Origin of the sequence: Klebsiella sp. GG_Kp146, from assembly GCF_040061975.1 — a bacterium.
GTDB lineage: Bacteria > Pseudomonadota > Gammaproteobacteria > Enterobacterales > Enterobacteriaceae > Klebsiella > Klebsiella quasipneumoniae.
The window spans coordinates 19,727-44,051 of the sequence record NZ_JBEAHA010000012.1 but is presented as its reverse complement, the minus strand read 5'-3'; the positions used below and the strand labels follow the sequence as shown (position 1 = coordinate 44,051).

Sequence of the window (24,325 nt, the reverse complement as noted above, 5' to 3'; positions counted from 1 at the left end):
AGAACCACTCTTTCATCGAGTATTAAGAAGGTTAAACCTTCCAGCAAGGGGAAGGTCAAGGAGAAAAAATGAATATCAGCGATGTGGCGAAAAAAACCGGTTTAACCAGCAAAGCGATTCGTTTTTACGAAGAGAAGGGGCTGGTGACGCCGCCGTTGCGGAGCGAAAACGGCTACCGCACCTACGGTCAGCAGCATCTCGATGAGCTCACGCTGCTGCGCCAGGCGCGGCAGGTGGGGTTTAATCTGGAAGAGTGCCGCGAGCTGGTGGCGCTATTCAACGACCCGTCACGGCACAGCGCCGATGTGAAAAAACGCACGCTGGAGAAAGTGGCGGATATCGAGAACCATATCCGCGAGCTGCAAAATATGCGCGCGCACCTGCTGGCGCTGGCTGAATCCTGCCCCGGCGACGACAGCGCGGAGTGCCCGATTATCGATAATCTTTCCGGCTGTTGTCATCGCAAGGCGCAGGCTTAACGAACAACGGGTCTGATCCGCAGCGTAATCCCTTCCACGGCGACCACTTCGACCTGACTGCCCGCGGCGAGGTCCTCGTCAGCCATCACCGGCCAGGAGCTGTCGCCCACGCGCACGTGGCCGCGGCCGTTTACCAGCGGGGTATCCAGCGTCAGACGGCGGCCAATCAGCTGTAGCCCGCGCTGGTTGAGTTGAGCATCGGCAGGACGCTGCAGTTTGACGCGCTTGCGCAGCCACTTCGACCACAGCCACGCCGCCAGCAGAGTGAGGACGGCAAACAGCGTGCCTTGCCATTCCCAGCTCAGCGGCAGGAGCCAGGTCAGGGCGCCGGTCACCACGCCGGCGACGCCGCTCCATAGCAGGTATCCGCTGCCGCCCAGCATCTCGGCCGCCAGCAGCAGCCCGCCGAGGCTAAGCCAGAACAGATGGGGGTGGGCGAGGATCAGGTCGATCATGATTTTTTCCGATCGCCAGCGCCTTCTTTGATCAGCTCGCTGATCCCGGCGATCGATCCCATCAGGCTGCTGGCGTCCAGCGGCATCAGCACCACTTTACTGTTGTTGGCGGCGCCAATCTGCTGCAGCGCATCGGTGTATTTCTGCGCCACGAAGTAGTTGATCGCCTGAATATCGCCTGAGGCGATCGCCGAGGAGACCATCTGGGTGGCGCGGGCTTCCGCTTCAGCGGAACGCTCGCGGGCCTCCGCCTGCAGGAACGCGGACTGCCGCTCGCCCTCCGCCTTGAGGATCTGCGACTGCTTTTCCCCTTCCGCTTTCAGTATTTCCGCCTGACGCACCCCTTCGGCCTCGAGAATATAAGCGCGCTTGGTTCGTTCGGCTTTCATCTGGGCGTTCATCGAGGCGATAAGTTCCGCTGGTGGGCGAACGTCGCGAATTTCGACGCGGGTGATTTTCACCCCCCACGGGTTGGTGGCGTCGTCAACGATATGCAGCAGGCGGGTGTTAATGCTGTCGCGCTGGGAGAGCATTTCGTCCAGCTCCATCGAGCCGAGCACGGTACGGATGTTGGTCATCGTCAGGTTGACGATCGCCTGCTCAAGATTGCTGACCTCGTAGGCGGCCTTCGGCGCGTCAACCACCTGAATAAAGCAAACGGCGTCGATAGTGACGTTGGCGTTATCCCGGGAGATCACCTCCTGTGACGGGATGTCGAGCACCTGCTCCATCATGTTCACTTTGCGGCCGATGCGGTCCATAAACGGCACGACTAAGCTTAATCCCGGCTGCAGCGTCTGGGTAAAACGCCCGAAGCGCTCCACCGTCCACTGGTAGCCCTGCGGGACGATTTTCACCGCCGCGGCCACAATGACCAGCGCGACGAAAATAAGGATAGGAATAAAAATCAGCATCAAAAACCTCCTGTCTTGTTGCCTGGTGGGGCGCTACAAGGAAATAGCGCATGTTTAAATTGAGTATATCTTTCTCCTCATCCTGGAGAAAGGAAAGTGGGGTAAACTAGCGGTGTTTCAGAAAATAATCAGGAAGACTCATGAAGGAAAATAACGCGCTTTTGCGTCTCGAGGATGTGGGATTTAAGGCCGACGACGCAGTTATTTTACATAATATCAACCTTCAGCTCAGACCCGGGGAATTCAAGTTGATTACCGGGCCTTCCGGCTGCGGGAAAAGCACCTTGCTGAAAATTATCGCCTCGCTGCTCAGCCCGACCTCCGGACGTCTGTTTTTCGATGATGCCGATGTCGCGACGCTGTCGCCGGAAAGGTATCGCCAGCAGGTCTCTTATTGTGCGCAGACGCCGGCGCTGTTCGGGGATTCGGTTTACGATAACCTGATTTTTCCGTGGCAGATCCGTAATAAACAACCGGATCCGCAGGCGCTGGTGGCCGATCTGCAGCGCTTTGGTCTTGGCGAAAATATGCTGGAAAAATCGATTAACGAACTGTCGGGCGGTGAAAAGCAGCGCGTATCGCTGATCCGCAATTTACAATTTCTGCCGCGCGTGCTGCTGCTGGACGAAATTACCAGCGCGCTGGATGACAGTAATAAACAGAATGTGAATGACATTATTCATGGCTACGCGACGGAAAAACAGGTCGCTGTTCTCTGGGTCACCCACGATCGCAATGAAATTTCGCATGCCGATGAAGTAATTACGCTGCAACCTGCCGGCGGAAACATGCAGGAGACACAGCATGAACGGGCATAACATTACGAACGAATCGCTGGCGCTGTCGATGGTGCTGGTGCTGATCGCTATTCTGGTGAGCTATCGGGAAAAGCTGGCGCTGGAAAAAGATATTCTCTGGAGCATCTGCCGGGCGATCGTGCAGCTGATTATCGTCGGCTATGTGCTGAAATATATCTTTAACGTCAACCATGCGGTTCTGACGCTGTTGATGGTGCTGTTTATCTGCTTTAACGCGGCGTGGAATGCCAAAAAGCGCAGTAAATATATCGATAAGGCGTTTGTCTCGTCATTTATCGCCATCACCACCGGCGCTGGGCTGACGCTGGCAGTGCTGGTGTTCTCTGGCTCGATAGCCTTCGTCCCGATGCAGGTGATCCCGATTGCCGGGATGGTGGCCGGGAACGCCATGGTGGCGGTGGGGCTGTGCTACAACAATATGGGCCAGCGCTTCAGCAGCGAGCAGCAGCAGATTCAGGAGAAGCTCAGCCTCGGCGCGACGCCGAAGATGGCCTCGGCGCGGCTGATCCGCGACAGCATCCGCGCGTCATTGATTCCCACCGTCGATTCAGCGAAAACGGTCGGCCTGGTGAGTTTGCCAGGGATGATGTCGGGACTAATTTTTGCCGGTATTGACCCGGTGAAGGCGATTAAGTACCAGATCATGGTGACATTTATGCTGCTGTCGACCGCCAGCCTGTCGACGATTATCGCCGGCTATCTGACCTACCGGAAGTTCTTCAACGCCCGCCATCAGCTGGTGGTGACGCAGCTGAAAAAACGCCCGTGAACGATCCCGGGTTGCGGCGTTCACGCCTCACCCGGGTTACTAAGGCTACGTTGCGCCTCGTTCGCATAGCCCGGATAGCGCAGCGCTATCCGGGGCAGGCAACGAATTAGTACAGCAGCGAATAGAGCTGACGGCGGTATTTGGCGGCCAGCGCATCGCCGGTACCGAGGGCGGCGAGGATCTCCTGCAGCATCTTGCGCGCCTGGCCGTCGCCGGCGCCTAAATCCTTCTGCAGATGGCTGAACAGCAGCGCCAGCGCTTCTTCGTTACGCCCGACCTGATGCAGCTGTAGCGCCAGCTGGGAGGCCAGCAGCGCATCCTCCGGATTCTGTTCCACCTGCTGCTGCAGCTGCTGGATTTCCGGCGTGTCGGCGGCCTGTTTGAGCAGCTCAATCTGCGCCACCAGACCCTGATAGTGGGTATCCTGATCCTGCAGCGGGATGGTTTTCAGCACGCTTTCCGCTTCATCGGAACGGTGCAGGGCAATCAGCGTTTCCGCCAGCAGCAGGCCAATCTGGCTCTCCTGATTCGACAGCTGCCAGGCTTCCTTCAGCAGCGGCAGGGCATCGGCGTATTTTTCTTCCTGCATCAGGGCCAGCGCCTGCTGAGCTTTCAGCTCCTCTTCGCGGGGCAGGACTTTATCCAGCAGGGCGCGGATCGCTTCTTCCGGCTGCGGGCCTTCAAAACCGTCCACCGGCTGGCCGTTCTGGAACAGATAAACCGTAGGGATGGCGCGCAGACCAAACTGTGAAGCGAGCATCTGCTCAGCGTCGCAATCGACCTTCGCCAGCGTAAACTGGCCATTGTATTGCGCGGCCAGACGCTCAAGAACCGGGGTCAGCTGTTCGCAGTGCTGGCTGCGGGCAGACCAGAAGTAAAACAGCACCGGGACGTTCATAGACTGCTGTAGCGTCTGCTGCAGGTTCGCTTCGCTAATGTTGACAATATTCTGTTCGGACATGGGCATTTCTCGTTAGTCGATTTCTGTTTTACATGGGGGCGGCATTCCGCGCTTCAACTCAGCCGTGGATAATTTTGTCCATCGCGCGAGCTGGCAGCAGGCGCTTGAGCAGCGCCACCGCGTGGGTGACCAGGGTGACCGGGTAGCGTAGCTTCGGCTTATCGCTGGTAAAAGCGTGGCGCACTTTTTCCACCACCGCCTCCGGCCCGAGGGTAAAACGGGCGGCGATGCCCGGGTTTTCAACGGGCTTGTCGCTTTGCGTCTGGTTGACGTTATCGGTAAAGCGGGTGCGGATCGGGCCCGGTTCAATCAGGCTGACCTGAATACCGCTGTGGCGCAGCTCCATGCGCAGCGCATCGGACCATGCCTCAAGGGCATATTTGCTGGCGGCGTAGGCCCCGCGGCCGGGGCTGGCGATAAGCCCCATCACCGAGGAGGTCATCACGATGCGCCCTTCGCCGTGCGGGGTCATCGCCGGCAGCAGCAGCATGGTGAGCTGATGGGCGCCAAAAAAGTTGGCGGAAAACTGCTGTTCCATCTGCTGGCGGCTGATGGTGTTCAGCGGGCCATAGACGCCGTATCCGGCGTTATTGAACAGGCCGTAGAGACGATTATCGGTCAGCGCAATCACCTCCGCCGCCGCGCGCTCCACGCTCTGCGGGTCGTCCAGATCGAGCAAAATACCGGTTAGCCCCAGCTCCTGCATTCGCGCCACGTCCTCCGCTTTGCGGCAGGCTGCCAGCACGCGAAAGCCCTCGCGGGTTAAATCCAGCGCGCTTTCCAGACCAATTCCGCTGGAACAGCCTGTCACTAAAACCGTTTTTTGCATAACTTTACCTGTCAGCGACCCCTGGCGTTCAGGAGTCATGATTAACTAAGGGAGCCAGCCGGTTCGCCATCCAGTCGGCGATAAACGGCTGCGCGTCGCGATTCGGGTGAATGCCGTCGTCCTGCATCCACTGGGGTTTCAGATACACCTCCTCCATAAAAAAGGGCAGGAGAGGAATAGCGAACTCTTTGGCCAGGGCCGGGTAAATCGCGCCGAAGGCTTCATTATAGCGGCGGCCATAGTTCGCCGGCAGGTGAATTTGCATCAGCAGCGGCTCGGCGTTGGCCGCTTTGATCGTCTGAATGATGGTGCGCAGCGTCTGCTCGGTCTGCTGCGGCGGAAATCCGCGCAGCCCGTCGTTGCCGCCGAGCTCAACCAGCACCCAGCGCGGCTGATGCTGCTTAAGCAGCGCTGGCAGACGGGCCAGTCCCTGCTGGGAGGTATCGCCGCTGATGCTGGCGTTCACCACTGGCGTTTTCGCCTGCCACTTCTCATTGAGCAGCGCAGGCCACGCGGCGTTGGCCGCCATCCGATAGCCAGCGCTCAGGCTGTCGCCGAGGATCAGCAGCGTGTCCGCCGCCATCGCGCGGCAGGTAAACAGGAACAAAAACAGGAAAGGCACATGCCAGCGGAAAACATACTTGAAGTTCATCATCTTAAGAAGTCCGTCGGTCAGGGGGAGCATCAGCTCACCATCCTTACCGGAGTTGAGCTGGTTGTCAAACCGCGGCAGACCATCGCCCTGATCGGCGAGTCGGGCTCCGGTAAATCGACCCTGTTGGCGATCCTCGCCGGCCTGGACGATGGCAGCAGCGGGGAAGTATCGATGCTGGGCAAACCGCTGCATCGGATGGATGAGGAGGCGCGGGCGGCGCTGCGGGCGCAGCACGTCGGTTTTGTATTTCAGTCGTTTATGCTGATCCCAACGCTCAACGCCCTGGAGAACGTCGAGCTGCCGGCGCTGCTGCGCGGCGCCAGCGATAGCCAGAGCCGGGGCGATGCCCGGGCGCTGCTCGAGCAACTGGGGCTTGGCAAACGCCTGCACCACCTGCCGGCGCAGCTCTCCGGCGGCGAACAGCAGCGGGTGGCGCTGGCCCGGGCCTTCAATGGGCGTCCGGCCATTCTGTTCGCCGATGAGCCCACCGGCAACCTCGATCGCCAGACCGGGGACAAAATTGCCGATCTGCTGTTCTCGCTTAATCGCGAACACGGCACCACCCTGATCCTCGTCACTCACGATCCGCTGCTGGCGGCGCGCTGCGACCGCCGTCTGCGCCTGGTGGATGGCCAGCTGCGGGAGGAAGCATGATCGCCCGCTGGTTCTGGCGCGAATGGCGCTCGCCGTCGCTGCTGATCGTCTGGCTGGCGTTAAGCCTCGCCGTGGCCTGCGTGCTGGCCCTGGGGTCGATAAGCGATCGAATGGAGAAAGGCCTCAGCCAGCAAAGCCGTGAGTTTATGGCGGGCGACCGGACGCTGCGCAGTTCGCGCGAGGTACCCGCTGAGTGGATCGCGCAAGCGCGGAAGTCAGGGCTGAGCGTCGGCGAACAGCTGAGCTTCGCCACCATGACCTTTGCGGGCGATACGCCGCAGCTGGCGGACGTCAAGGCAGTGGATGACCGCTATCCGCTGTATGGCACTCTCGAGACGCAGCCGCCGGGGCTGAAGCCCCGGGCGGGCAGCGTCCTGCTGGCGCCAAGGCTGATGGCGCTGCTGAACCTGAAAACCGGCGATACGATTGACGTTGGCGACGCCACGCTGCGCATTGCCGGGGAAGTGATTCAGGAGCCGGATGCGGGGTTTAACCCCTTCCAGATGGCGCCGCGGCTGATGATGAATATGGCCGACGTGGCAAAGACCGGCGCCGTGCAGCCCGGCAGTCGCGTCGCATGGCGATATAAGTTCGCCGGCGACGCTGAACAGCTGGCCCGTTATGAGCAGTGGCTGCTGCCGAAACTCGGCCCGGAGCATCGCTGGATTGGTCTTGAACAGGACGACAGCGCGCTGGGCAAATCCCTCGAACGCTCGCAGCAATTCCTGTTGTTATCCGCGCTGTTGACGCTGCTGCTGGCCGTCGCGGCGGTGGCCGTGGCGATGGGCCACTACTGCCGCAGCCGCTACGATCTGGTCGCCATACTCAAGACGCTGGGCGCCGGACGGGCGCAGCTGCGCAAGCTGATTGTCGGTCAGTGGCTGCTGCTGCTGGCGCTGTCGGTGATAACCGGCGGGGTGGCGGGGCTGGCGCTGGAGCGCCTGCTGCTGCTGGTGCTCAAACCGGTTCTGCCCGCCGCGCTCCCGCCGGCCAGCGGCTGGCCGTGGCTGTGGGCGGTGGGCGCGACCGGCGTGATTTCCCTGCTGGTGGGCCTGCGGCCGTATCGGCTGCTGCTGGCGACCCTGCCGCTGCGAGTGCTGCGCCAGGACGTGGTGGCCAGCGTCTGGCCGCTGAAGATCTGGATCCCGACGGTCAGCGCCGTGGTGGTGGGCCTGCTGGCGTGGCTGATGGGCGGCAGTCCGCTGCTGTGGTCAGTGCTGGCCGGGGCGGTAGTGCTGGCGCTGCTGTGCGGCCTGGTGGGCTGGGGATTGCTGTGGCTGCTCAAACGCCTGACGCTCAGAGCCTTGCCGCTGCGTCTGGCGGTGAATCGCCTGCTTCGCCAGCCGTGGTCGACCCTCAGCCAGCTGGCGGCGTTTTCCCTGTCGTTTATGCTGCTGGCGCTCCTGCTGGTGCTGCGCGGCGATCTGCTCGACCGCTGGCAGCAGCAGCTGCCCCCGGAGAGCCCGAACTACTTCCTGATCAATATCGCCCCTGAGCAGATAATGCCGGTGAAGACCTTCCTCGCCGAACATCAGACGCGGGCGGCGGAATTCTATCCGATCGTCCGGGCTCGTCTGACGCAGATCAACGGCCAGTCCACGGACGGGAATAAAGACGAAGCGCTGAATCGCGAGCTTAATCTCACCTGGAGCGAACAGCGTCCGGATCATAATCCGCTGGTGGCCGGCAGCTGGCCGCCGAAGCAGGGCGAGGTATCGATTGAGGAGGGGCTGGCGCAGCGATTGGGAGTGACAATCGGCGATACGGTGACCTTTACCGGCGATACGCAGGAGTTCAGCGCGAAGGTGAGCAGCGTGCGCAAAGTCGACTGGGAGAGCCTGCGGCCAAACTTCTTCTTTATTTTCCCCACCGGGGCGCTGGACGGGCAGCCGCAGAGCTGGCTCACCAGCTTCCGCTGGGATAATGGTCCTGCGATGTTGACCCAGCTGAACCGCGAGTTTCCCACCGTCAGTCTGCTGGATATTGGCGCTATCCTGCGTCAGGTCGGCCAGGTGCTCTCCCAGGTCAGCCGGGCGCTGGAGGTGATGGTAGGCCTGGTGACGGCCTGCGGCGTGCTGCTGTTGCTGGCGCAGGTGCAGGTCGGTATGCGTCAGCGTCATCAGGAACTGGTGGTCTGGCGCACGCTGGGGGCCGGGAAATCGCTGCTGCGCGCCACGCTGTGGGCGGAGTTTGCCCTGCTGGGGCTGGTCTCCGGCCTGGTGGCGGCGATAGGCGCCGAAGTGGCGCTGGCGATGCTGCAGACCAAAGTCTTTGATTTTCCCTGGGCGCCGGACTGGCGGCTGTGGGTGTTGCTGCCGCTGACGGGAGCGGTGTTGTTATCCCTGTGCGGCGGCGGGCTGGGGCTGCGTTTATTAAAAGGGAAAGCGCTATTCCGTCAGTTTAGCCAGTAAGAATATTACATGTTGATGATGCGCCGCCGTTTTTGGCGGCGCTTTTATTTTAAGCGCACAAATTGATAAACCATTGATTTTTAAGCGCACGAAACATTAAAAACCCAGCAACACGCTGTGCTGATTCGCGGTTAATATTCAACTGGAAAATATAAGGTTGCTTATTAATCAAGGAAAAACTATGGCACACACAATAAAAACGCTGGCGATCTCGATCGGCGCAGCATTAGCGTTAACGTCATTGGCTGCCCACGCGGAGATCACCTTACTAAAACAGGATCCGCAGGCGGGGGATCCGTTAAGCCGGCTTAACTTTACCGTCGGCGGAAGTATCCGCCCGCAGTTCAATATGATGACCGGCGACGGGGATAAAGGCTCCTATAAGCGCAACGGTTTTGACGGCGGCACCCGCTTTCGTTTCGCCGCGGACTACTATCTGTTCGATGATATTAGCTGGATCAGCTACTACGAGCTGGGGGTGAATATTCCGGCGCTGTTCGACTGGGATAATCACTACGCGGAAGGGGCGAACAATACCACCCGCCGCATGCTGTATACCGGCCTGAAAAGCGATACCTGGGGGACGTTAACCTACGGTCAGCAAAACAGTATTTACTATGATGTGGTCGGGGTGAAAACCGATATCTGGGACTACGATATGATTGCCCAGGCGCCGGGCAACGGTATTAACGGCGATTATGATGGTTCTTATCGTTCACGTAATATGCTGAAATATAAGAAAACCGTTGGCGATGTCGATCTTTACGGCTCCTATCTGTTCGAAGACAGCGAATACCTGCCGGGTAATGGTCTGCGCTATAAACGTAAAGGCGGCGGTTCTATTGGCGCGGACTACCACATCATGAAGGATCTGACCTGGGGGACCGCGTGGAACTACACCCGCGCCGAAATGCGCGACCCGTCAAGTTCCGACAGCAAAACCTATGACCAGAACATCGTCGGTACCGCGCTGAGCTGGACCCCGGATAACTGGACTTTCTCCTTCGGCGGCGGCTGGTATCAGAACTTCCTCACTACCAAAAAAACCGATGTCCATAATTACTTCGCCGGCGACGCCTGGGGGATTGAATATTTTGCGGGCTATAAATTCCCGATCAATCAATATGCCATTAAATCTATTCAGCCGTACTTTATGGGCGACCGTCTGGAATATGTAAACGGCCGTAACTACCAGCGTATTGATAACGGTCTGGGGATCAGCTTCCAGCTGGATTATGGTTTCCGCGTTGACTACGAGCACGTGTTTACCTCCAGCACCGACAACCTGGGCGATATGAACCTGGTGCGTCTGCGCTACGACTTCTAAGCGGTAACCATTCCCCGGTGACGCTGCGCTTACCGGGGCTACAGGTTCACCGCCGTCTGCGGACCCGTAGCCCGGCTAAGGCGTTTACGCCGCAAGCCGGGACAAGAGAGGGTGTGATTACTCCGCCAGCCAGGCAGCGACCTCCTGCCAGTTGCCGCGAAAAATAATCTTCCCGGCTTTTTTCCCCAACTGATAGCGATACATCGGGTCGTAGTATTCTTCCAGCAGCGGCACCAGCCAGGCGAAGTGCGCCTCGGTGCTGGCGGTGCGCTGCTGCTGCGCCAGCGCCTCATCGAGGCGTTCAGTGAGCTGAGCAAAACGCTGCAGTCCCAGGCGACGGCGGATGGCGAACAGGCCGTGATGCAGATACTCGCCATATGCCTGCCAGCCTTTCTCTTCGCCATAGGCGGCGATAAAGTCGCGATACATGCGATCGAAATACTCCTCGCGCAGCCGTTCGAGGCGAACGTCAAACGGATCTTCCACCACCGCCAGCGGCGATTGCGCCATGCGGATGCGCAGGCACTCCGGCAGATGGTTGGCGCCGATCATGTGGCCTTCATCTTCCAGCACCCAGCGCGTATGCTGTTCGGCTTTTTTGAGCAGGCTAACCGCCAAATGGTTTTCAAAGGTGGCCTGCGGATGCTGCGGCTGTAGCGTGCGGCCAAACGAAGAGCCGCGGTGGTGGGCATGGCCTTCCAGATCGATACCGTCCGGGCGCGAGCAAACCAGCTGGGTTTTGCCGTTGCCGGTGCAGCCGCCAATCAGCACGATCGGTCGCTGTACCAGCGCGTCGGTGGCCTGGATCGCCGCCTGGCGCAGCGCTTTATGGCCGCCGACGATCAGGGGGTAATCCACACCAGCTTCTTTCAGCCACTGCTGGACGATATGCGAGCGCTGGCCGCCGCGAGCGCAGCACAGGAAACCGTGCGGGTAACGGGCGCACGCTTCCAGCCAGGCCTGGATCCGGCTGGCGCGCAGGTCGCCCTGGACCAGCTTATGGCCGAGCGCCAGCGCCGCTTCCGGCCCCTGGCGCTTGTAGCAGGTGCCGACCGCGGCGCGTTCTTCATCATTCATCAGCGGCAGGTTGATCGCCGCCGGCATCGCGCTTTGGCTAAACTCCACCGGGGCGCGCACGTCAATCAGTGGCGTATCGCTGGCGAGAATGGCGCGATAATCCGTCCCATTGGTCATGGGGTATCCTCTGAAGTCAAAACAGAAATGGGCTTTACAGCAAGGGGGGATTGTACGCGCCTCAAGGTGTGCCGGGGAAGGGGATAGATCAAATCCCCGGCACGAAGGGCTTAGCTGAGCTGCGCCTGCGCCCAGACGATACCGCTGGCGTATTCCGCTGGCAGCAGCGGCTTCAACGCTTCCAGCGTCGCGCTCAGACGGTCTGTATCGCTGTCGGTCAGGTTCAGGTGGCCGACTTTACGACCCGGGCGCACCTCTTTATCGTACCAGTGCAGGTGGACCAGCGGCAGCTTCAGCCAGTCGTAATTGAGATCGGTGCCGATCAGGTTGATCATCACCGACGGGCTGTTAACCACCGGCGGCGGCAGCGGCAGGCCGGTAATCGCTCGCAGATGCAGCTCAAACTGGCTGATGGAGGCGCCATTTTGCGTCCAGTGGCCGCTGTTGTGTACGCGCGGCGCCAGCTCGTTGATCAGCAGCCCCTCGGCGGTGACGAAGCACTCCATCGCCATCACGCCGACGTAGTTCAGCTCGTTCATGATCGCCGTCAGCATGCTTTCCGCTTGCTCCTGCTGGCGGGCATTGGCCTGCGGGAAGGCGACGCTGGCGCGCAGAATACCGTCCTGATGCAGGTTGCGGGTCAGCGGGTAGAAGACGGTGCTGCCGTCCTGGGCGCGGGCGCCTACCAGCGACACTTCCCCGGAGAAGTTAATCCCCTGCTCGACGATGCACTCGCCGTAGTTATCGTCCGGTAGCTGATCGATCTCGTTTTCCCGCAGACGCCACTGGCCGCGGCCGTCGTAGCCGCCGACGCGACGCTTAACGATCGCCAGTTCGCCAAGGCGGGCAAACACCGCCGGCCACTCGCTTTTATCTGCCAGCAGCTGCCACGGGGCAGTGGCGAGGCCCAGCTTATCGAACAGCTGCTTTTGCGTCAGGCGATCGGCGATAATCGGGAAGACGTCGCGGTTGACGAACGCCGGGTGGCGGGCCAGCTCGCGGGTGAGGGCGGTTTCCGGCCAGCGTTCAATTTCTGCGGTGATGACGCTCTGCTGGAACGGCACCGCTTCCGGATCGGCTTCCAGCCCCACCGGCCAGACGGCGATACCCAGCGGCTCGCCGGCCTGGCGCAGCATACGGCCTAACTGGCCGTTACCGAGCACGCATACCTGTTTCATGCCGCACCCCGCGGGTCCGGGTTATCCAGCACTTCATCGGTTTGCGCCTGACGCCAGGCGCTCAGGCGCTGGTGGAGTTCAGCATCATGCTGGGCGAGGATCTGCGCGGCGAGCAGACCGGCGTTTGCAGCCCCGGCTTTGCCGATGGCCAGGGTACCGACCGGAATACCGCGCGGCATCTGCACAATGGAGTAGAGGCTGTCGACACCGCTTAAGGCCGCGCTCTGAACCGGTACGCCGAGCACCGGCACCAGGGTTTTCGCCGCAATCATGCCCGGCAGATGCGCCGCGCCGCCTGCCCCTGCAATAATCACCTGATAACCGTGGCTTTCGGCGCTTTCAGCGAAGCTGAACAGCTTATCGGGCGTGCGATGGGCGGAGACCACTTCGACATGGTACGGAACGTTCAGGGCATCAAGGATTTCTGCGGTAAACTGCATGGTAGCCCAGTCGCTTTTGGACCCCATCACGATGGCGATACGCGCCGAATTATTGCGGGAAGACATGCGTCTTAAAACTCCTGTGGGTGTGTTTCACACTGCTTTAGAGGCCACAGAGAATAGCATGAACTGCCGGCAAGGAAAACGGTTGCGTGTGCATGGTTAGCCGTCTTTTGTCTCGCTCTGCGATGACGGCGATCGCGGCTTATCGACACTTCTCTCATTCATGATACAGGTGATAAGCAGCACGAGCCCCCAGGGGAGCATCAGGGTGCCCATCATCAGTAAAAAGATCTGTACTGACCGGCTCTCGTGAGGGCGGGTGCAGAGCAAATAAATGGCATAGAAATAGATGGCCCACGCCAGAAGGGCGCACCAGACAAACGTCAGCGTGTTGCCGAGAGTGACGCCGATTAAGGCGATATAACTTATCCCTAACGGATTGAGGAGCGCGATGATCATTCCCCAGATCAGCGGCTGGCTCCACTTTTTCCTGTTCATGCTCGTTCCTTGAGAGTGATGTCGAGGAAGACTAGCATGCGGAATGCCGGGAGGCGCATACCTCCGCCCGGGCAAAAGGCGGTTTCGGAATTATGCTCGCGCAGGAATTAGAACGGAAAGTGGATCAGTTCGACGTCGTCCGGCGTCACCTTGACCATCGATCCTTCGCTGTGCCAGGCGCCAAGCACCACGCGCCATGCGGGCTGGCCGTTGGCCATCAGGTCATGGACCGCCGGGCGATGGGTATGGCCGTGGATCAGCCACTGCACGTGATGCCGCTCCATCGCGTCAACCACCGCCTGCGGATTCACATCCATAATTTCCATTGATTTGCTGCTGTTGGCGGCTTTGCTGTCGGCGCGCATGCGGGCGGCAATACGGCGGCGGATAAACAGCGGCAGGGCCAGGAACAGGCGCTGGATCCACGGGATGTGGACTTTCGCGCGAAACGCCAGATAGCCCGGGTCATCGGTGCACAGCGTGTCGCCATGCATAATCAAGACTTCACGGCCATAGAGGTCCAGTCGCTCTTCTTCGGCGAGCAGGATCATCCCGCTCTGGCGGGCGAAGCGCTGGCCGACGAGAAAATCGCGGTTGCCGTGAATGAAGTAGCAGGGCACGCCGGCGTCGACGACGGCTTTGATTGCCGTAGCGATTTGCTGATGCAACGGGTTCGGATCGTCATCGCCGATCCATGCCTCGAACAGATCGCCAAGGATATACAGGGCGTCCGCCTGACGGGCTTCCCCCTGTAAAAAACGCAGAAAACCGGCGGTGATCGCCGGTTCTTCTGTTTGCAGGTGCAAATCTGCAATAAAAAGTGTCGCCACGAATTACTCGCTGACGGTGACGCTTTTGATGATCACATCGTCTTTCGGCACATCCTGGTGCATGCCGCTGCGGCCGGTGGCAACCGCTTTGATTTTGTCAACCACGTCCATGCCTTCAACCACTTCCGCGAAGACGCAGTAGCCCCAGCCCTGCAGGCTTTCGCCGGAGAAGTTCAGGAAGTCGTTGTCAACCACGTTGATGAAGAACTGCGCGGTTGCAGAGTGCGGCGCCTGAGTACGGGCCATCGCCAGCGTGCCGCGGGTGTTTTTCAGACCGTTGTTCGCTTCGTTCTGAATCGGAGATTTGGTCGCTTTTTGTTTCATGCCAGGTTCAAAACCGCCGCCCTGAATCATGAAGCCGTTGATAACACGGTGGAAAATGGTGTTGTCGTAGAAACCTTCGCGGCAGTAGTCCAGGAAGTTTTTAACTGTTTCCGGCGCTTTGTCGTCAAACGTTTTGATTACGATATCGCCATGATTGGTGTGGAAAGTAACCATTTTTGCATCCTGTTCCGATGAGTGTGGTGCCAGCACCCGGTGTCGGGTGAGATATAGGGGGGTGTTATAGCATAACCGCGGGGGTCGATGCACCTTGCAATGTGTGCTGCGTCCTGTGTGAATTATGGGTATTATAGAGGCTTCATTACCCACACACGTCTACACGGAATCTTCGATGTTAAAAATTTTTAATACACTGACGCGCCAGAAAGAGGAATTTAAACCTATCCATGCCGGGGAAGTCGGCATGTACGTGTGTGGTATTACCGTTTACGATCTCTGTCACATCGGCCATGGGCGTACCTTCGTCTCCTTTGACGTTGTGGCGCGTTATCTGCGTTTTCTCGGCTATAAGCTGAAGTACGTGCGCAATATCACCGATATCGATGACAAAATCATTAAGCGCGCTAATGAAAACGGTGAAAGCTTTGTCGCGCTGGTCGATCGGATGATCGCCGAAATGCACAAGGATTTTGACGCCCTGAATATTTTGCGTCCCGACAGCGAGCCGCGCGCGACGCATCATATTGCGGAAATCATCGAGATTACCGAGCAGCTGATCGCCAAAGGCCATGCCTATGTGGCGGATAACGGCGACGTGATGTTCGATGTGCCGACGGACCCGAACTACGGTTTGCTGTCGCGTCAGGATCTCGATCAGCTGCAGGCGGGGGCGCGCGTCGACGTGGTTGACGTCAAGCGTAACCCGATGGACTTCGTTCTGTGGAAGATGTCGAAAGAGGGCGAGCCAAGCTGGCCGTCGCCGTGGGGCGCGGGCCGTCCGGGCTGGCATATCGAGTGCTCGGCGATGAACTGCAAACAGCTGGGCAACCATTTTGACATCCACGGCGGCGGTTCCGATCTGATGTTCCCGCATCACGAAAACGAAATCGCTCAGTCCACCTGCGCCCATGACGGCGAGTACGTTAACTACTGGATGCACTCCGGCATGGTGATGGTCGACCGCGAGAAGATGTCGAAATCGCTGGGCAACTTCTTTACCGTCCGCGACGTGCTGAAGTATTACGATGCGGAGACCATTCGCTACTTCCTGATGTCCGGCCACTATCGCAGCCAGCTGAACTACAGCGAAGAGAACCTCAAGCAGGCGCGCTCGGCGCTGGAGCGTCTGTACACCGCGCTGCGCGGGACGGACAAATCCGTCGACGCGGCGGGCGGCGAAGCCTTCGAAGCACGCTTTATCGAGGCGATGGACGATGACTTCAACACCCCGGAAGCCTACTCGGTGCTGTTCGATATGGCGCGCGAAGTGAACCGTCTGAAAACTGAGGACGCGGCCGCGGCGAACGCCATGGCGGCCCACCTGCGTAAGCTTGCGTCGGTGCTGGGGCTGCTGGAGCAGGAGCCGGACGCCTTCCTGCAGAGCGGCGCGCAGGCTGACGACGCGGAAGTAGCGGAAATTGAATCGCTTATCCAGCAGCGTCTGGACGCGCGTAAAGCGAAAGACTGGGCGGCGGCGGATGCGGCGCGCGATCGTCTTAACGAGATGGGGATCGTGCTGGAAGATGGCCCGCAGGGCACCACCTGGCGCCGGAAGTAAGTCATAAAAAAACGCCCGCTTAAGCGGGCGTTTTCCTTTTCGCGGTCAGGCCGTGACGGTTACGCTCTGGCCTTCAAAGCTCACCGTCTGACCGGCGACGATTTTGCAGCGTTTGCGGGTTTCCACCGCGCCGTCGACTTTTACCAGCCCGTCGGCGATGGCAATCTTCGCCTGGGCGCCGCTTTCGCTCCAGCCTTCCAGCTTCAGCAGATCGCACAGCTCAACGTGCGGGTGTTTTCCTAAGGAAAATGTCGCCATCTCAGGCCTCCTCAACGTCGTGGTACTCTTCGCACGCCTGCAGCGTGTTCTGAATCAGGGTGGCGACGGTCATCGGGCCAACGCCGCCGGGAACCGGGGTGATGTAGGATGCGCGTTCAGCGGCATCTTCATACACCACGTCGCCGACCACTTTGCCGCTTTCCAGACGGTTAATGCCGACATCGACCACAATCGCCCCTTCTTTGATCCATTCGCCAGGAATAAAGCCCGGTTTACCCACCGCGACGATCAGCAGGTCGGCGTTTTCGACATGATGGCGCAGGTTTTTGGTAAAGCGGTGGGTGACGGTGGTGGTGCAGCCGGCCAGCAGCAGCTCCATGCTCATCGGGCGGCCGACGATATTGGACGCGCCAATGACCACCGCATTCAGGCCGTAGGTGTCGATATTGTAGCGCTCCAGCAGCGTCACGATACCGCGCGGGGTGCACGGACGCAGGCGCGGCGCCCGCTGGCACAGGCGGCCAACGTTGTAAGGATGGAAGCCATCGACGTCTTTATCCGGCGCGATGCGCTCGAGAACTTTGACGTTATCGATCCCTGCCGGCAGGGGCAGCTGAACCAGAATACCGTCGATGGTCTTATCGGCATTCAGGGTGTCGATAAGCTCCAGCAGCTCGGCTTCGCTGGTGGTTTCCGGGAGATCGTAAGAGCGGGAGACGAAGCCCACTTCTTCACATGCTTTGCGCTTGCTGCCGACATAAATCTGCGAGGCCGGGTTGCTGCCGACCAGCACGACGGCCAGCCCAGGGGCGCGTTTTCCGGCCGCAACGCGAGCCTTCACTTTTTCCGCAACCTCAGAGCGTACCTGCTGCGCAATCGTTTTACCGTCAATAATTTTTGCTGCCATCAGAGAGAGGATTCCATCTGTATCTTTACGAAAGGGGGATGAGGATATTTTGTCAGAAGCCGGCCTCGCTGTCAGTCCTCGTTTGCTGTTTTATCCTGTCTGGGGCAAATTTAGCCAGTTTTTGACCCTTTTCATTGCATGGTTATTGGTGCGTTGCGCCTGGCCACTCAGTCGATTTACTGGCGTAAGAGCCCCGGTGGTATGCTTCTTGTACAGTTGGCGGAGGATATTTCGCCAGCGTCGTATAAGCCCCGCAGTTTCCTGGCAAAATGGATTGACTCAACCGACGTGGACCGTATAATTCCAGGCGTTTCACTCCGCGAAGCACTCGCTTCTCAGGGCGCCCTTAGCTCAGCTGGATAGAGCAACGGCCTTCTAAGCCGTAGGTCACAGGTTCGAATCCTGTAGGGCGTGCCATTTTGAATCAAAACGTTATACCAATCTTCATCCAGACTATTTTCCTCTCTGTGTCGTCTTTGTGTCGCTGGCGGCAAAAATGGCGTCATTGTCTTGGAGCTAGCGTCTCACACGTTACTATCCTGGATAGCGATTTTTCCGTAATCTGGTCGCCTTATTGATTAATTTCATTTTCTGAAAAATATTTCCTCTGCATTAAAATGTGTGCAGGCAAATAATAAACAGGCTAACACTCTTCATAACTTTAATTTATGCTACCGGGGCTAGGTATCGCATTTTAAGCTGGCGCGAATGACAGTTGCTAAAGATCAATATTCAATGCTTTTTGAAAGCATACCCTCGATGTTCATCTTCGACCTGGAAAGATCCAAATGAACATCAAATTCGTCACCATCTCCGTATTCGCTGTTGTGTTTGTCTTTGCATCAGATATTTCTATCGCCAAATCGAATTCCTTAAGCGATGATCAGGTCAGGCAAAGAATTATTGATGACTCTGTCGCATCCTACCCCGGCACCTGTGCCTGTCCCTTCAATACCGCGCGGAACGGCAGCTCGTGCGGTGGCCGCAGTGCCTGGAGCAAAGCGGGTGGGTATTCACCCATTTGCTACAAGAAAGAGATAACAAAGGAGATGGTGAAGGCGTGGCGACAAGAGAATCAATGATAATAATCACTATCTGCACCAGGTGATTACTTACACTGGAATAGTCGTTGAAATAATATTAAATTTATTTCGAATACGGCAGGCCATTTTCAGTGAGCACTGTTCTGTTAGAGGGGGCAGAGGCCACGGCGTATATTCTTTACCCTTGTGATATTTGACCCCAGCTAATCTATTTCCCCTCCCTGACAGATTAAGTGCCCCGTATCCTGTTACGCAGAGCACGGGGTTACTCACACATAAGACACTTCCTCTTCTCACGACAAAACCGGTTCGGCGTGTTGTGTATGGGGACAGTCCCCATCACCGCAATCTGATAACAAAAAGTTTAATTTTTTTCCCCGCCGCGCTGACTATAGTTAGGGCACTTTCACTTGCCCAAAAGGTCACGATTATGAAATTAGTTATCGCCTCCGTAATTTCCCTGCTCAGCTTCAGCGCGCTGGCGGCGCCAGAGGGCACGCTCAGCGTACACATTCTTAATCAGCAAACCGGGCTCCCTTCGCCGGGGGTGCAGATTGAGCTGGATAAGCAGCAAGGGGACAGCTGGCAGCATATCGCCACCGGCAAAACGGATGCCGATGGGCGGATTAAATCGCTCTATCCGCAGGCGGAAAATATGGAGCCGGGGGTGTATAAAGTGACATTTAAAACCGGTGACTATTTTAAAAGCCAAAACATGAATACGTTCTTCCCGGTGGTTCCGGTTATTTTCAATGTCACAAAGCAAAATCAAAAACTGCATATCCCGCTGCTGCTCAGTCAGTACGGATACTCTACCTACCGCGGCAGCTGATAACCCAGGCCGTTATCCAGCCAACGCCTGCGCGTCTCCCGCAGGCGTCACCCTTTCCCTGCACAACGACGCCCACGCCTAACGCTTGGTCTCTTTCTCTTTAAAATGGTTAACGGCTTCGTCGTACATCGCCAGCAGGCCGGAAATATCGCCTTCATATTGCGGCACGCGCTGGGCGCGAACGAGCTCAATTATCAGCGCATAGGCTGCTTCTTCCGGGGCCGCATGTGGGTTGATCAGTCCAGACATATCACCTCCTTAACAGTGGGCCTTTAGCCTACCCCTCGCCGGGAAACCGCAACAGCCTGATATGCGACCAGTACTTCTTGTATGACTCTGCTGAAACTTCAGAGGCGAAGACCACGGCGGAAATCCATTGAATGAGGCGTTATCCAGGCCACTGGCGTGTCGGTTAGCGCTGCGTCTATACCGGCAGCAGGCTCATCATCAGCCAGGCGATAGCGATGCAGATGAGGGTCATCGACAGCACAAAATTCATGGTAGCTCCTCTTCATCCTTTCTTTACTCAGCGTAAATTTTGACAGCGCTGATCGCCTTTATCCTTGGCGATTTGTGCCGCTATCCAGCGGTGGGGTGGGGAAAGACGGCCTGTTTCCCCGGGAAGGCCAGCAAAATATCCTCTTTGTCAGCGTTATAGTGATGACATCAATGAATAAGCTGCATCACATTGGTTATGTTGGTCTTTCCGCCTGAAGAATGACTTCAGGTCGCTGATAAGCTGCTGGGGGAACTGACAGGATGAGCACCACACCGTTAACGCTTTCTATTGCCGGGCAACCGACGCCCATCACCCTGCCGCAGGTGCCGGGAAGCCGGGGCCATGTGGGGGTCGACATACGCGAGCTGAATCAGTCCGGATTCTGCAGCTACGACCCCGGCTTCGCCAACACCGCCGGATGCAAGTCGGCGATCTCGTGGATCGATACGGAAAACAGCGTGCTGCTGCACCGCGGCTATCCGGTGGACCAGCTGGCCCGCCAGTGTGATTTTCTCGAGGTGGCGTACATCATGCTGCGGGGCGACGCGCCGGATGAGGCCAGCTATCAAACGTTTCGCGAAACCATCACCCGCCATACCCTGGTGCATGAGCAGATAGCCCGCATGTGCAGCGGCTTTCGTCGCGATTCGCACCCGATGGCGCTGATGTGCGCCCTGGTGGGGGCGCTGGCGGCGTTCTATCATGATGTCCTGGATGTGGAAAATCCGGAGCACCGGGCGCTGGCCGCCACGCGGCTGCTGTCGAAAATGCCCACTATCGCCGCCATGAGCTACAAGTACACCATTGAACAACCCGCCGCGTATCCGCGCAACGATCTCTCCTATGCCGGCAATTTCCTGCAGATGCTGTTTGCTATCCCGGCCGAGAAGTACGTCCTCAATCCGGTCATCGAACAGGCGATGAACCAGATCCTGGTCCTGCATGCCGATCACGGGCAGTGCGCCTCCACCACCACGGTGCGCGCGGCGGGCTCCTCCGGGGCGAACTTATTCGCCTGCGTCGCCGCCGGGCTAGCGTCGCTGTGGGGACCGATGCACGGCGGCGCCAATGAGTCGAGCATGCGGATGCTGGAAGAGATTGAAAGCGTCGATCAGGTTCCGGCGTTTCTGCGTCAGGCAAAACGCGACCCGCAGGCATTTCGCCGCCTCGGTTTTGGCAACTCACGCTACCGTCACCGCGACCCGCGCGCCGATATCCTGCGTGAAACCAGCCATCGGGTACTGGCGGAGGTAGGAATGTCCGACCGTCTGCTGCAGGTGGCGATGGCCCTTGAGGATGTGGCGCTGACCGACCCCTACTTTGTGGAAAATGGCCTGTCCCCGAGCGTGGATTTTTATACCGCGGTGATCCTCAAGGCGATGAATCTGCCTTCGTCGATGTTTGCGGTGGTCACCGCGGTCGGACGGACGGTCGGCTGGGTGGCGCACTGGAACGAGATGCACCAGGCGCCGCTGACCATCTACCGGCCACGGCAGATTTATGTTGGCGAGGACTATCGGGATTACGTCTCACGGCGCGGCGAGCCGTCTGCTAACCCAAGGTAATGCCTTACGGGCAGGAGGCGCGCGGCGTCTTCCTGCCCTGGCGGCATGTCACTCAGAGGTGCCGGGAGAGCAGGTAGTGCTCAACGGCGGTATATTCGGTGAGTCGGGTATACAGCGTTAGCAAGGCGCTTATAAATGCGTTAACCTCACCGACCTGCGGCCCGGCGGTGGTGAGTAACGGCTGCAGCGTAGCCCTTAGCTGTTCCAGGTCGGGCTTCAGCACATAGGGAATATGTAGCGTGCAGAGCAGGGCCTCGGCCTGATGAAAATCGTGGCGAGACGGGAGCGTCTCGTCGGCGTTAAGCCAGCTCAGGATCATCAGCATGAGGCGATCTTTAGCGTAGAGATACGATTTCATGGCCAGTCTCCTGTCGATAGTGGCGCAATACCATTCCCTGAACTTTAGTGACCAATTCCACGTTATTTTTTACCGCCAGCTTGCTGAGCACGCGTGAACGATAATAGTAGACCCGTTTGATCGTGAGCTGCATGGTGCTGGCCACGTGGCACAACGGCATCCCCCCCATCAGCAGGCTGATTAAAAAGGTCTCCTTACGGGTCAGGTTATAGCTGTCCGGGATCGCGATATAAAGTTTGTTGGCCGGCGGGGGTGACCGTAGCGGCCAGCGGGCCAGCGCCGCGCTGAGCCCGGCAAAGCAGGTAATAAACTCCGCGTCGACCACGATGGCCAGGCTGCTTTCCAGTTCGCTCAGCGTGTAGCCAGGCCTGGTAAAAAGAAAGATACGGAGCAGGGGATTAAATGCTTTAAGGCTCAGTGCGACCTGCAGCACTTCGATGCTGGCGCGGCTGTAATCGATCAGGATGGTGCTTAACCGGGCACCGGCATCGGTCGAAAAAAACGTATAAAACATCTCACTCTGCCCGCTAAATGGGTAACAAATCAATTCTTTAATATCCAGAGGCTTGCTGTGGGGCTCATTAATATACGCCTTCAGCGCAATATTAAAATATTCTGAATCCGTAATGCAGATCAACATAAAGACCTCCTGGCATAAATACAGCTGTGCATGCTGTCCTGCTTGATTCGACAATTTACTGTAGGTATTAAAGATCAAAAATAACATACTCCCTGTGGTGTGAATCCAGGGGGGAGGGTGCAGGAGGATAACGGCGATAATGAGGGTGAGATAGGTAGATCGCATTTTTTAGATGTTTTTCATGAAATAAAAAACAAAAATTACTCTTATTTTTCATGTAGTTATTTTTTATTTGTGTTTTTTGTTTTTATTTATTCGCATGGGTTTAAGACTATTCTATAAAAATAAGAAACTGTCCTGGTGGTGAGTTTGAATAATAAATGACGAAATGAGTAGGATGTCAGTGCAGGGAAGGGGTGAAAAGATAACCGGCTAATCCAATGGACTGAGTATTAATAAATTGTACGTAGAAAGTACGCCAGGGGGATTTCCTGAACGATCCTGCCATAAGCGTGGTGATAAGGAGTGATTATGAAAAAATATAGCAAAGGAATGGCATCTTTCGTCGCGATGATGATGCTTTCTCCGGTAGCGGCGCAGGCTGCTGATGGCAAAGTCACCTTTAATGGTGAAGTCATCGAAAATACCTGTACGGTAGTGAATAAAGACAAGACGGTGACTCTGCCGACGGTCCAGCGTTCGGCGCTCAGCAGCGCGGGCGAGACGGCGGGCGTCGTTCCCTTCACCATCGATCTGATGAGCTGTACCCCGGGATCCGATGTCTCGGTGTACTTCGAGAAGGATCAATTCGTTTCCACGGAGGGGCGACTAAAAAACACTCTGTCTGACGGCACGGAAGCAGAAAATGTCGATGTGGAGCTGCTGAACACCCGGTTTACGGCGATTAACCTCGCGGAGAGCCCGACGATTGCTGTGGACGGCACCGTTGCCCGCCCTTCGGTGATCCCGGTGGCGGTCGCTGAGCAGGATGGTTCCGCTTCGCTGCCTTTCTACGCCCGCTACTATGCGACCGACGCCGCTACGGCTGGAAAAGTCGCGACCTACGTCAACTTTACGGTGGTCTATCCGTAAACCCAGTCCACGGCCCCGGTCAGGGGCCGTTTATCCACCCGGCAAGGAGGAGGTGAATATGCGGCGTATGGTTCTGGCATGGCTGCTTTCCAGCATTTTACCCTCGGCGGACGCCAGCATGGTTATTGACGGCACACGGATCGTTTTTCCCGGCGACAAAAAAGAGATCGCGGTCAGGGCCACCAATGTGGGGGAGACGCCGTCGCTGACCCAGGTCTGGGTCGACGATGGCCGCGTGCAAAATCGACCGGAAAAAGATTCGGCGCCGTTTATTGTGCTGCCGCCGATTGTGCGCATTGAGCCGGGAAAAGGCCAAAGCTGGCGCTTGGTGTTCAACGGCAGCCGTCTGCCCCAGGATCGGGAATCGCTATTCTGGTTCAATCTGCTGGACATCCCGCCTGAGCCGAAAAACGGCAAGGCAATCAATTATCTGCAGCTCGCGATACGGTCGCGCATCAAGCTGTTTTACCGCCCGGCAGGCGTGGCGGCGGACAAAATAGCGCCGGACAAAGCGCTGAGCTGGGCGCTGGCTCCCGCAGGCGGTGGTCTGCGGGTGAGTAATGCCTCATCGCGCTATATCACCATCGATAGCATCACCCTTAACGGACAAAAACAGTCCGCTGGCATGGTCGCCCCTTTTTCCTCGCTGGTTATCACGCCTAAAGGGGCCGCGCTGCACATGCTGCCAGCGAGATTCAGCTTCACCACCATCAATGATTACGGCGCGGTAGTGAATCATAATTATCCTCAGTAAGG

Annotated in this window: 30 protein-coding genes and 1 tRNA gene; 14 read left to right on the top strand and 17 right to left on the bottom strand. The window is 57.9% G+C overall.

All coding sequences use genetic code 11. The features are described 5' to 3' along the window. Window positions 1-68: 68 nt before the first annotated feature. A complete protein-coding gene (cueR, locus tag ABLU95_RS13555) occupies window positions 69-479 on the top strand; it encodes a Cu(I)-responsive transcriptional regulator (RefSeq protein WP_004204725.1) in 411 nt (136 codons plus the stop codon). On the opposite strand, the gene ABLU95_RS13550 is transcribed toward cueR, so the two are convergent. Further along, window positions 476-934, bottom strand: a complete 459-nt coding sequence (locus tag ABLU95_RS13550) for an NfeD family protein (RefSeq protein ID WP_023288660.1) — start codon at window positions 932-934, stop codon at window positions 476-478. The genes cueR and ABLU95_RS13550 overlap by 4 nt on opposite strands. Next, on the bottom strand, window positions 931-1,848 hold the full coding sequence (locus ABLU95_RS13545; RefSeq protein ID WP_004204723.1) for an SPFH domain-containing protein: 918 nt from the start codon (window positions 1,846-1,848) through the stop codon (window positions 931-933). Before ABLU95_RS13545 ends, ABLU95_RS13550 begins: the two co-directional genes overlap by 4 nt. Window positions 1,849-1,988: 140 nt before the next feature. Between ABLU95_RS13545 and fetA the strand changes: the two genes are divergently transcribed. Next, entirely contained in the window at window positions 1,989-2,666 is a 678-nt protein-coding gene (gene fetA / locus ABLU95_RS13540; RefSeq protein ID WP_348879760.1) for an iron ABC transporter ATP-binding protein FetA, read from the top strand. Further along, window positions 2,653-3,435: an iron export ABC transporter permease subunit FetB gene (gene fetB, locus ABLU95_RS13535; protein ID WP_004204721.1), complete on the top strand. Its 783-nt coding sequence runs from the start codon at window positions 2,653-2,655 to the stop codon at window positions 3,433-3,435. The genes fetA and fetB overlap by 14 nt, the downstream gene beginning before the upstream one ends. A 106-nt stretch (window positions 3,436-3,541) precedes the next feature. On the opposite strand, the gene ABLU95_RS13530 is transcribed toward fetB, so the two are convergent. The 3 genes from ABLU95_RS13530 to tesA are packed head-to-tail and all read right to left on the bottom strand — an operon-like array spanning window position 3,542 to window position 5,877. Then, on the bottom strand, window positions 3,542-4,396 hold the full coding sequence (locus ABLU95_RS13530) for a co-chaperone YbbN (RefSeq protein WP_023288662.1): 855 nt from the start codon (window positions 4,394-4,396) through the stop codon (window positions 3,542-3,544). Between the two features lie 58 nt (window positions 4,397-4,454). Beyond that, window positions 4,455-5,264 carry an SDR family oxidoreductase gene (locus ABLU95_RS13525; protein WP_072096484.1) on the bottom strand — a complete coding sequence of 270 codons (810 nt, stop codon included), beginning with the start codon at window positions 5,262-5,264 and terminating at the stop codon, window positions 4,455-4,457. Beyond that, complete coding sequence (gene tesA, locus ABLU95_RS13520; RefSeq protein WP_050533146.1) at window positions 5,254-5,877, bottom strand: multifunctional acyl-CoA thioesterase I/protease I/lysophospholipase L1; 624 nt, start codon at window positions 5,875-5,877, stop codon at window positions 5,254-5,256. Before tesA ends, ABLU95_RS13525 begins: the two co-directional genes overlap by 11 nt. Here tesA and ybbA point away from each other — a divergent pair. Together ybbA and ybbP are read left to right on the top strand one after the other, a co-directional pair. Beyond that, window positions 5,848-6,534 (top strand): putative ABC transporter ATP-binding protein YbbA, encoded by a 687-nt coding sequence (gene ybbA / locus ABLU95_RS13515; protein WP_032454210.1) that lies wholly within the window; start codon window positions 5,848-5,850, stop codon window positions 6,532-6,534. The genes tesA and ybbA overlap by 30 nt on opposite strands. Then, complete coding sequence (gene ybbP / locus ABLU95_RS13510) at window positions 6,531-8,945, top strand: putative ABC transporter permease subunit YbbP (protein WP_348879757.1); 2,415 nt, start codon at window positions 6,531-6,533, stop codon at window positions 8,943-8,945. The genes ybbA and ybbP overlap by 4 nt, the downstream gene beginning before the upstream one ends. Here the strand turns inward: ybbP and ABLU95_RS13505 are convergent. Then, window positions 8,922-9,035 (bottom strand): hypothetical protein, encoded by a 114-nt coding sequence (locus ABLU95_RS13505; RefSeq protein ID WP_032428640.1) that lies wholly within the window; start codon window positions 9,033-9,035, stop codon window positions 8,922-8,924. The two genes, ybbP and ABLU95_RS13505, sit on opposite strands and share 24 nt — an antisense overlap. Window positions 9,036-9,126: 91 nt before the next feature. Between ABLU95_RS13505 and ABLU95_RS13500 the strand changes: the two genes are divergently transcribed. Continuing rightward, the gene (locus ABLU95_RS13500; RefSeq protein ID WP_348879755.1) at window positions 9,127-10,272 is read left to right on the top strand and encodes a porin; all 1,146 of its coding nucleotides are present in this window, start codon (window positions 9,127-9,129) and stop codon (window positions 10,270-10,272) included. A gap of 117 nt (window positions 10,273-10,389) precedes the next feature. Here ABLU95_RS13500 and mnmH read toward each other — a convergent pair whose 3' ends face one another. The 6 genes from mnmH to ppiB all read right to left on the bottom strand — a co-directional run bounded on the left by mnmH (window position 10,390) and on the right by ppiB (window position 14,913). Further along, the gene (mnmH, locus tag ABLU95_RS13495; RefSeq protein WP_086075290.1) at window positions 10,390-11,466 is read right to left on the bottom strand and encodes a tRNA 2-selenouridine(34) synthase MnmH; all 1,077 of its coding nucleotides are present in this window, start codon (window positions 11,464-11,466) and stop codon (window positions 10,390-10,392) included. 110 nt (window positions 11,467-11,576) lie between these two features. Further along, entirely contained in the window at window positions 11,577-12,644 is a 1,068-nt protein-coding gene (purK, locus tag ABLU95_RS13490; protein WP_086075291.1) for a 5-(carboxyamino)imidazole ribonucleotide synthase, read from the bottom strand. Beyond that, on the bottom strand, window positions 12,641-13,150 hold the full coding sequence (gene purE / locus ABLU95_RS13485) for a 5-(carboxyamino)imidazole ribonucleotide mutase (protein ID WP_004151322.1): 510 nt from the start codon (window positions 13,148-13,150) through the stop codon (window positions 12,641-12,643). Before purE ends, purK begins: the two co-directional genes overlap by 4 nt. Before the next feature lie 96 nt (window positions 13,151-13,246). Then, the gene (locus ABLU95_RS13480; protein ID WP_348879750.1) at window positions 13,247-13,585 is read right to left on the bottom strand and encodes a hypothetical protein; all 339 of its coding nucleotides are present in this window, start codon (window positions 13,583-13,585) and stop codon (window positions 13,247-13,249) included. Between the two features lie 107 nt (window positions 13,586-13,692). Next, complete coding sequence (lpxH, locus tag ABLU95_RS13475) at window positions 13,693-14,415, bottom strand: UDP-2,3-diacylglucosamine diphosphatase (RefSeq protein WP_087849739.1); 723 nt, start codon at window positions 14,413-14,415, stop codon at window positions 13,693-13,695. Window positions 14,416-14,418: 3 nt separating this feature from the next. Then, window positions 14,419-14,913 carry a peptidylprolyl isomerase B gene (ppiB, locus tag ABLU95_RS13470; RefSeq protein WP_004151319.1) on the bottom strand — a complete coding sequence of 165 codons (495 nt, stop codon included), beginning with the start codon at window positions 14,911-14,913 and terminating at the stop codon, window positions 14,419-14,421. A 175-nt stretch (window positions 14,914-15,088) separates the two neighbouring features. On the opposite strand from ppiB, the gene cysS reads away from it, so the two are divergent. Beyond that, window positions 15,089-16,474 (top strand): cysteine--tRNA ligase, encoded by a 1,386-nt coding sequence (gene cysS, locus ABLU95_RS13465; RefSeq protein ID WP_004204706.1) that lies wholly within the window; start codon window positions 15,089-15,091, stop codon window positions 16,472-16,474. 45 nt (window positions 16,475-16,519) lie between these two features. On the opposite strand, the gene ybcJ is transcribed toward cysS, so the two are convergent. Together ybcJ and folD are read right to left on the bottom strand one after the other, a co-directional pair. Further along, a complete protein-coding gene (gene ybcJ / locus ABLU95_RS13460) occupies window positions 16,520-16,732 on the bottom strand; it encodes a ribosome-associated protein YbcJ (protein ID WP_004143016.1) in 213 nt (70 codons plus the stop codon). Between the two features lies 1 nt (window position 16,733). Then, a complete protein-coding gene (folD, locus tag ABLU95_RS13455; RefSeq protein ID WP_004143017.1) occupies window positions 16,734-17,600 on the bottom strand; it encodes a bifunctional methylenetetrahydrofolate dehydrogenase/methenyltetrahydrofolate cyclohydrolase FolD in 867 nt (288 codons plus the stop codon). Between the two features lie 340 nt (window positions 17,601-17,940). Between folD and ABLU95_RS13450 the strand changes: the two genes are divergently transcribed. The 3 genes from ABLU95_RS13450 (at window position 17,941) to uraH (ending at window position 19,475) form a co-directional block, all read left to right on the top strand. Continuing rightward, a tRNA-Arg gene (locus ABLU95_RS13450) sits at window positions 17,941-18,017 on the top strand. A gap of 371 nt (window positions 18,018-18,388) precedes the next feature. Beyond that, window positions 18,389-18,682 (top strand): hypothetical protein, encoded by a 294-nt coding sequence (locus ABLU95_RS13445; RefSeq protein WP_277475363.1) that lies wholly within the window; start codon window positions 18,389-18,391, stop codon window positions 18,680-18,682. Between the two features lie 391 nt (window positions 18,683-19,073). After that, a complete protein-coding gene (gene uraH / locus ABLU95_RS13440; protein WP_086075296.1) occupies window positions 19,074-19,475 on the top strand; it encodes a hydroxyisourate hydrolase in 402 nt (133 codons plus the stop codon). 78 nt (window positions 19,476-19,553) lie between these two features. Here the strand turns inward: uraH and ABLU95_RS13435 are convergent, their stop codons facing one another. Then, on the bottom strand, window positions 19,554-19,724 hold the full coding sequence (locus ABLU95_RS13435) for a hypothetical protein (RefSeq protein ID WP_023288674.1): 171 nt from the start codon (window positions 19,722-19,724) through the stop codon (window positions 19,554-19,556). Between the two features lie 324 nt (window positions 19,725-20,048). Between ABLU95_RS13435 and ABLU95_RS13430 the strand changes: the two genes are divergently transcribed. Both ABLU95_RS13430 and ABLU95_RS13425 read left to right on the top strand, forming a co-directional pair. Then, window positions 20,049-20,189 carry a hypothetical protein gene (locus ABLU95_RS13430; RefSeq protein ID WP_032428644.1) on the top strand — a complete coding sequence of 47 codons (141 nt, stop codon included), beginning with the start codon at window positions 20,049-20,051 and terminating at the stop codon, window positions 20,187-20,189. A 45-nt stretch (window positions 20,190-20,234) separates the two neighbouring features. After that, complete coding sequence (locus tag ABLU95_RS13425) at window positions 20,235-21,539, top strand: citrate synthase (RefSeq protein WP_348879746.1); 1,305 nt, start codon at window positions 20,235-20,237, stop codon at window positions 21,537-21,539. 52 nt (window positions 21,540-21,591) lie between these two features. Here the strand turns inward: ABLU95_RS13425 and ABLU95_RS13420 are convergent, their stop codons facing one another. Both ABLU95_RS13420 and ABLU95_RS13415 read right to left on the bottom strand, forming a co-directional pair. Next, window positions 21,592-21,897 carry a hypothetical protein gene (locus ABLU95_RS13420; protein WP_101995750.1) on the bottom strand — a complete coding sequence of 102 codons (306 nt, stop codon included), beginning with the start codon at window positions 21,895-21,897 and terminating at the stop codon, window positions 21,592-21,594. Further along, window positions 21,875-22,537, bottom strand: coding sequence for a LuxR C-terminal-related transcriptional regulator (locus tag ABLU95_RS13415; RefSeq protein WP_241516310.1), 663 nt, complete (start codon window positions 22,535-22,537; stop codon window positions 21,875-21,877). The genes ABLU95_RS13420 and ABLU95_RS13415 overlap by 23 nt, the downstream gene beginning before the upstream one ends. Window positions 22,538-23,008: 471 nt before the next feature. Between ABLU95_RS13415 and ABLU95_RS13410 the strand changes: the two genes are divergently transcribed. After that, on the top strand, window positions 23,009-23,569 hold the full coding sequence (locus ABLU95_RS13410; protein WP_086075300.1) for a fimbrial protein: 561 nt from the start codon (window positions 23,009-23,011) through the stop codon (window positions 23,567-23,569). 58 nt (window positions 23,570-23,627) lie between these two features. Continuing rightward, the gene (locus ABLU95_RS13405) at window positions 23,628-24,323 is read left to right on the top strand and encodes a molecular chaperone (RefSeq protein ID WP_241516298.1); all 696 of its coding nucleotides are present in this window, start codon (window positions 23,628-23,630) and stop codon (window positions 24,321-24,323) included. The last annotated feature ends 2 nt before the right edge of the window (window positions 24,324-24,325 follow it).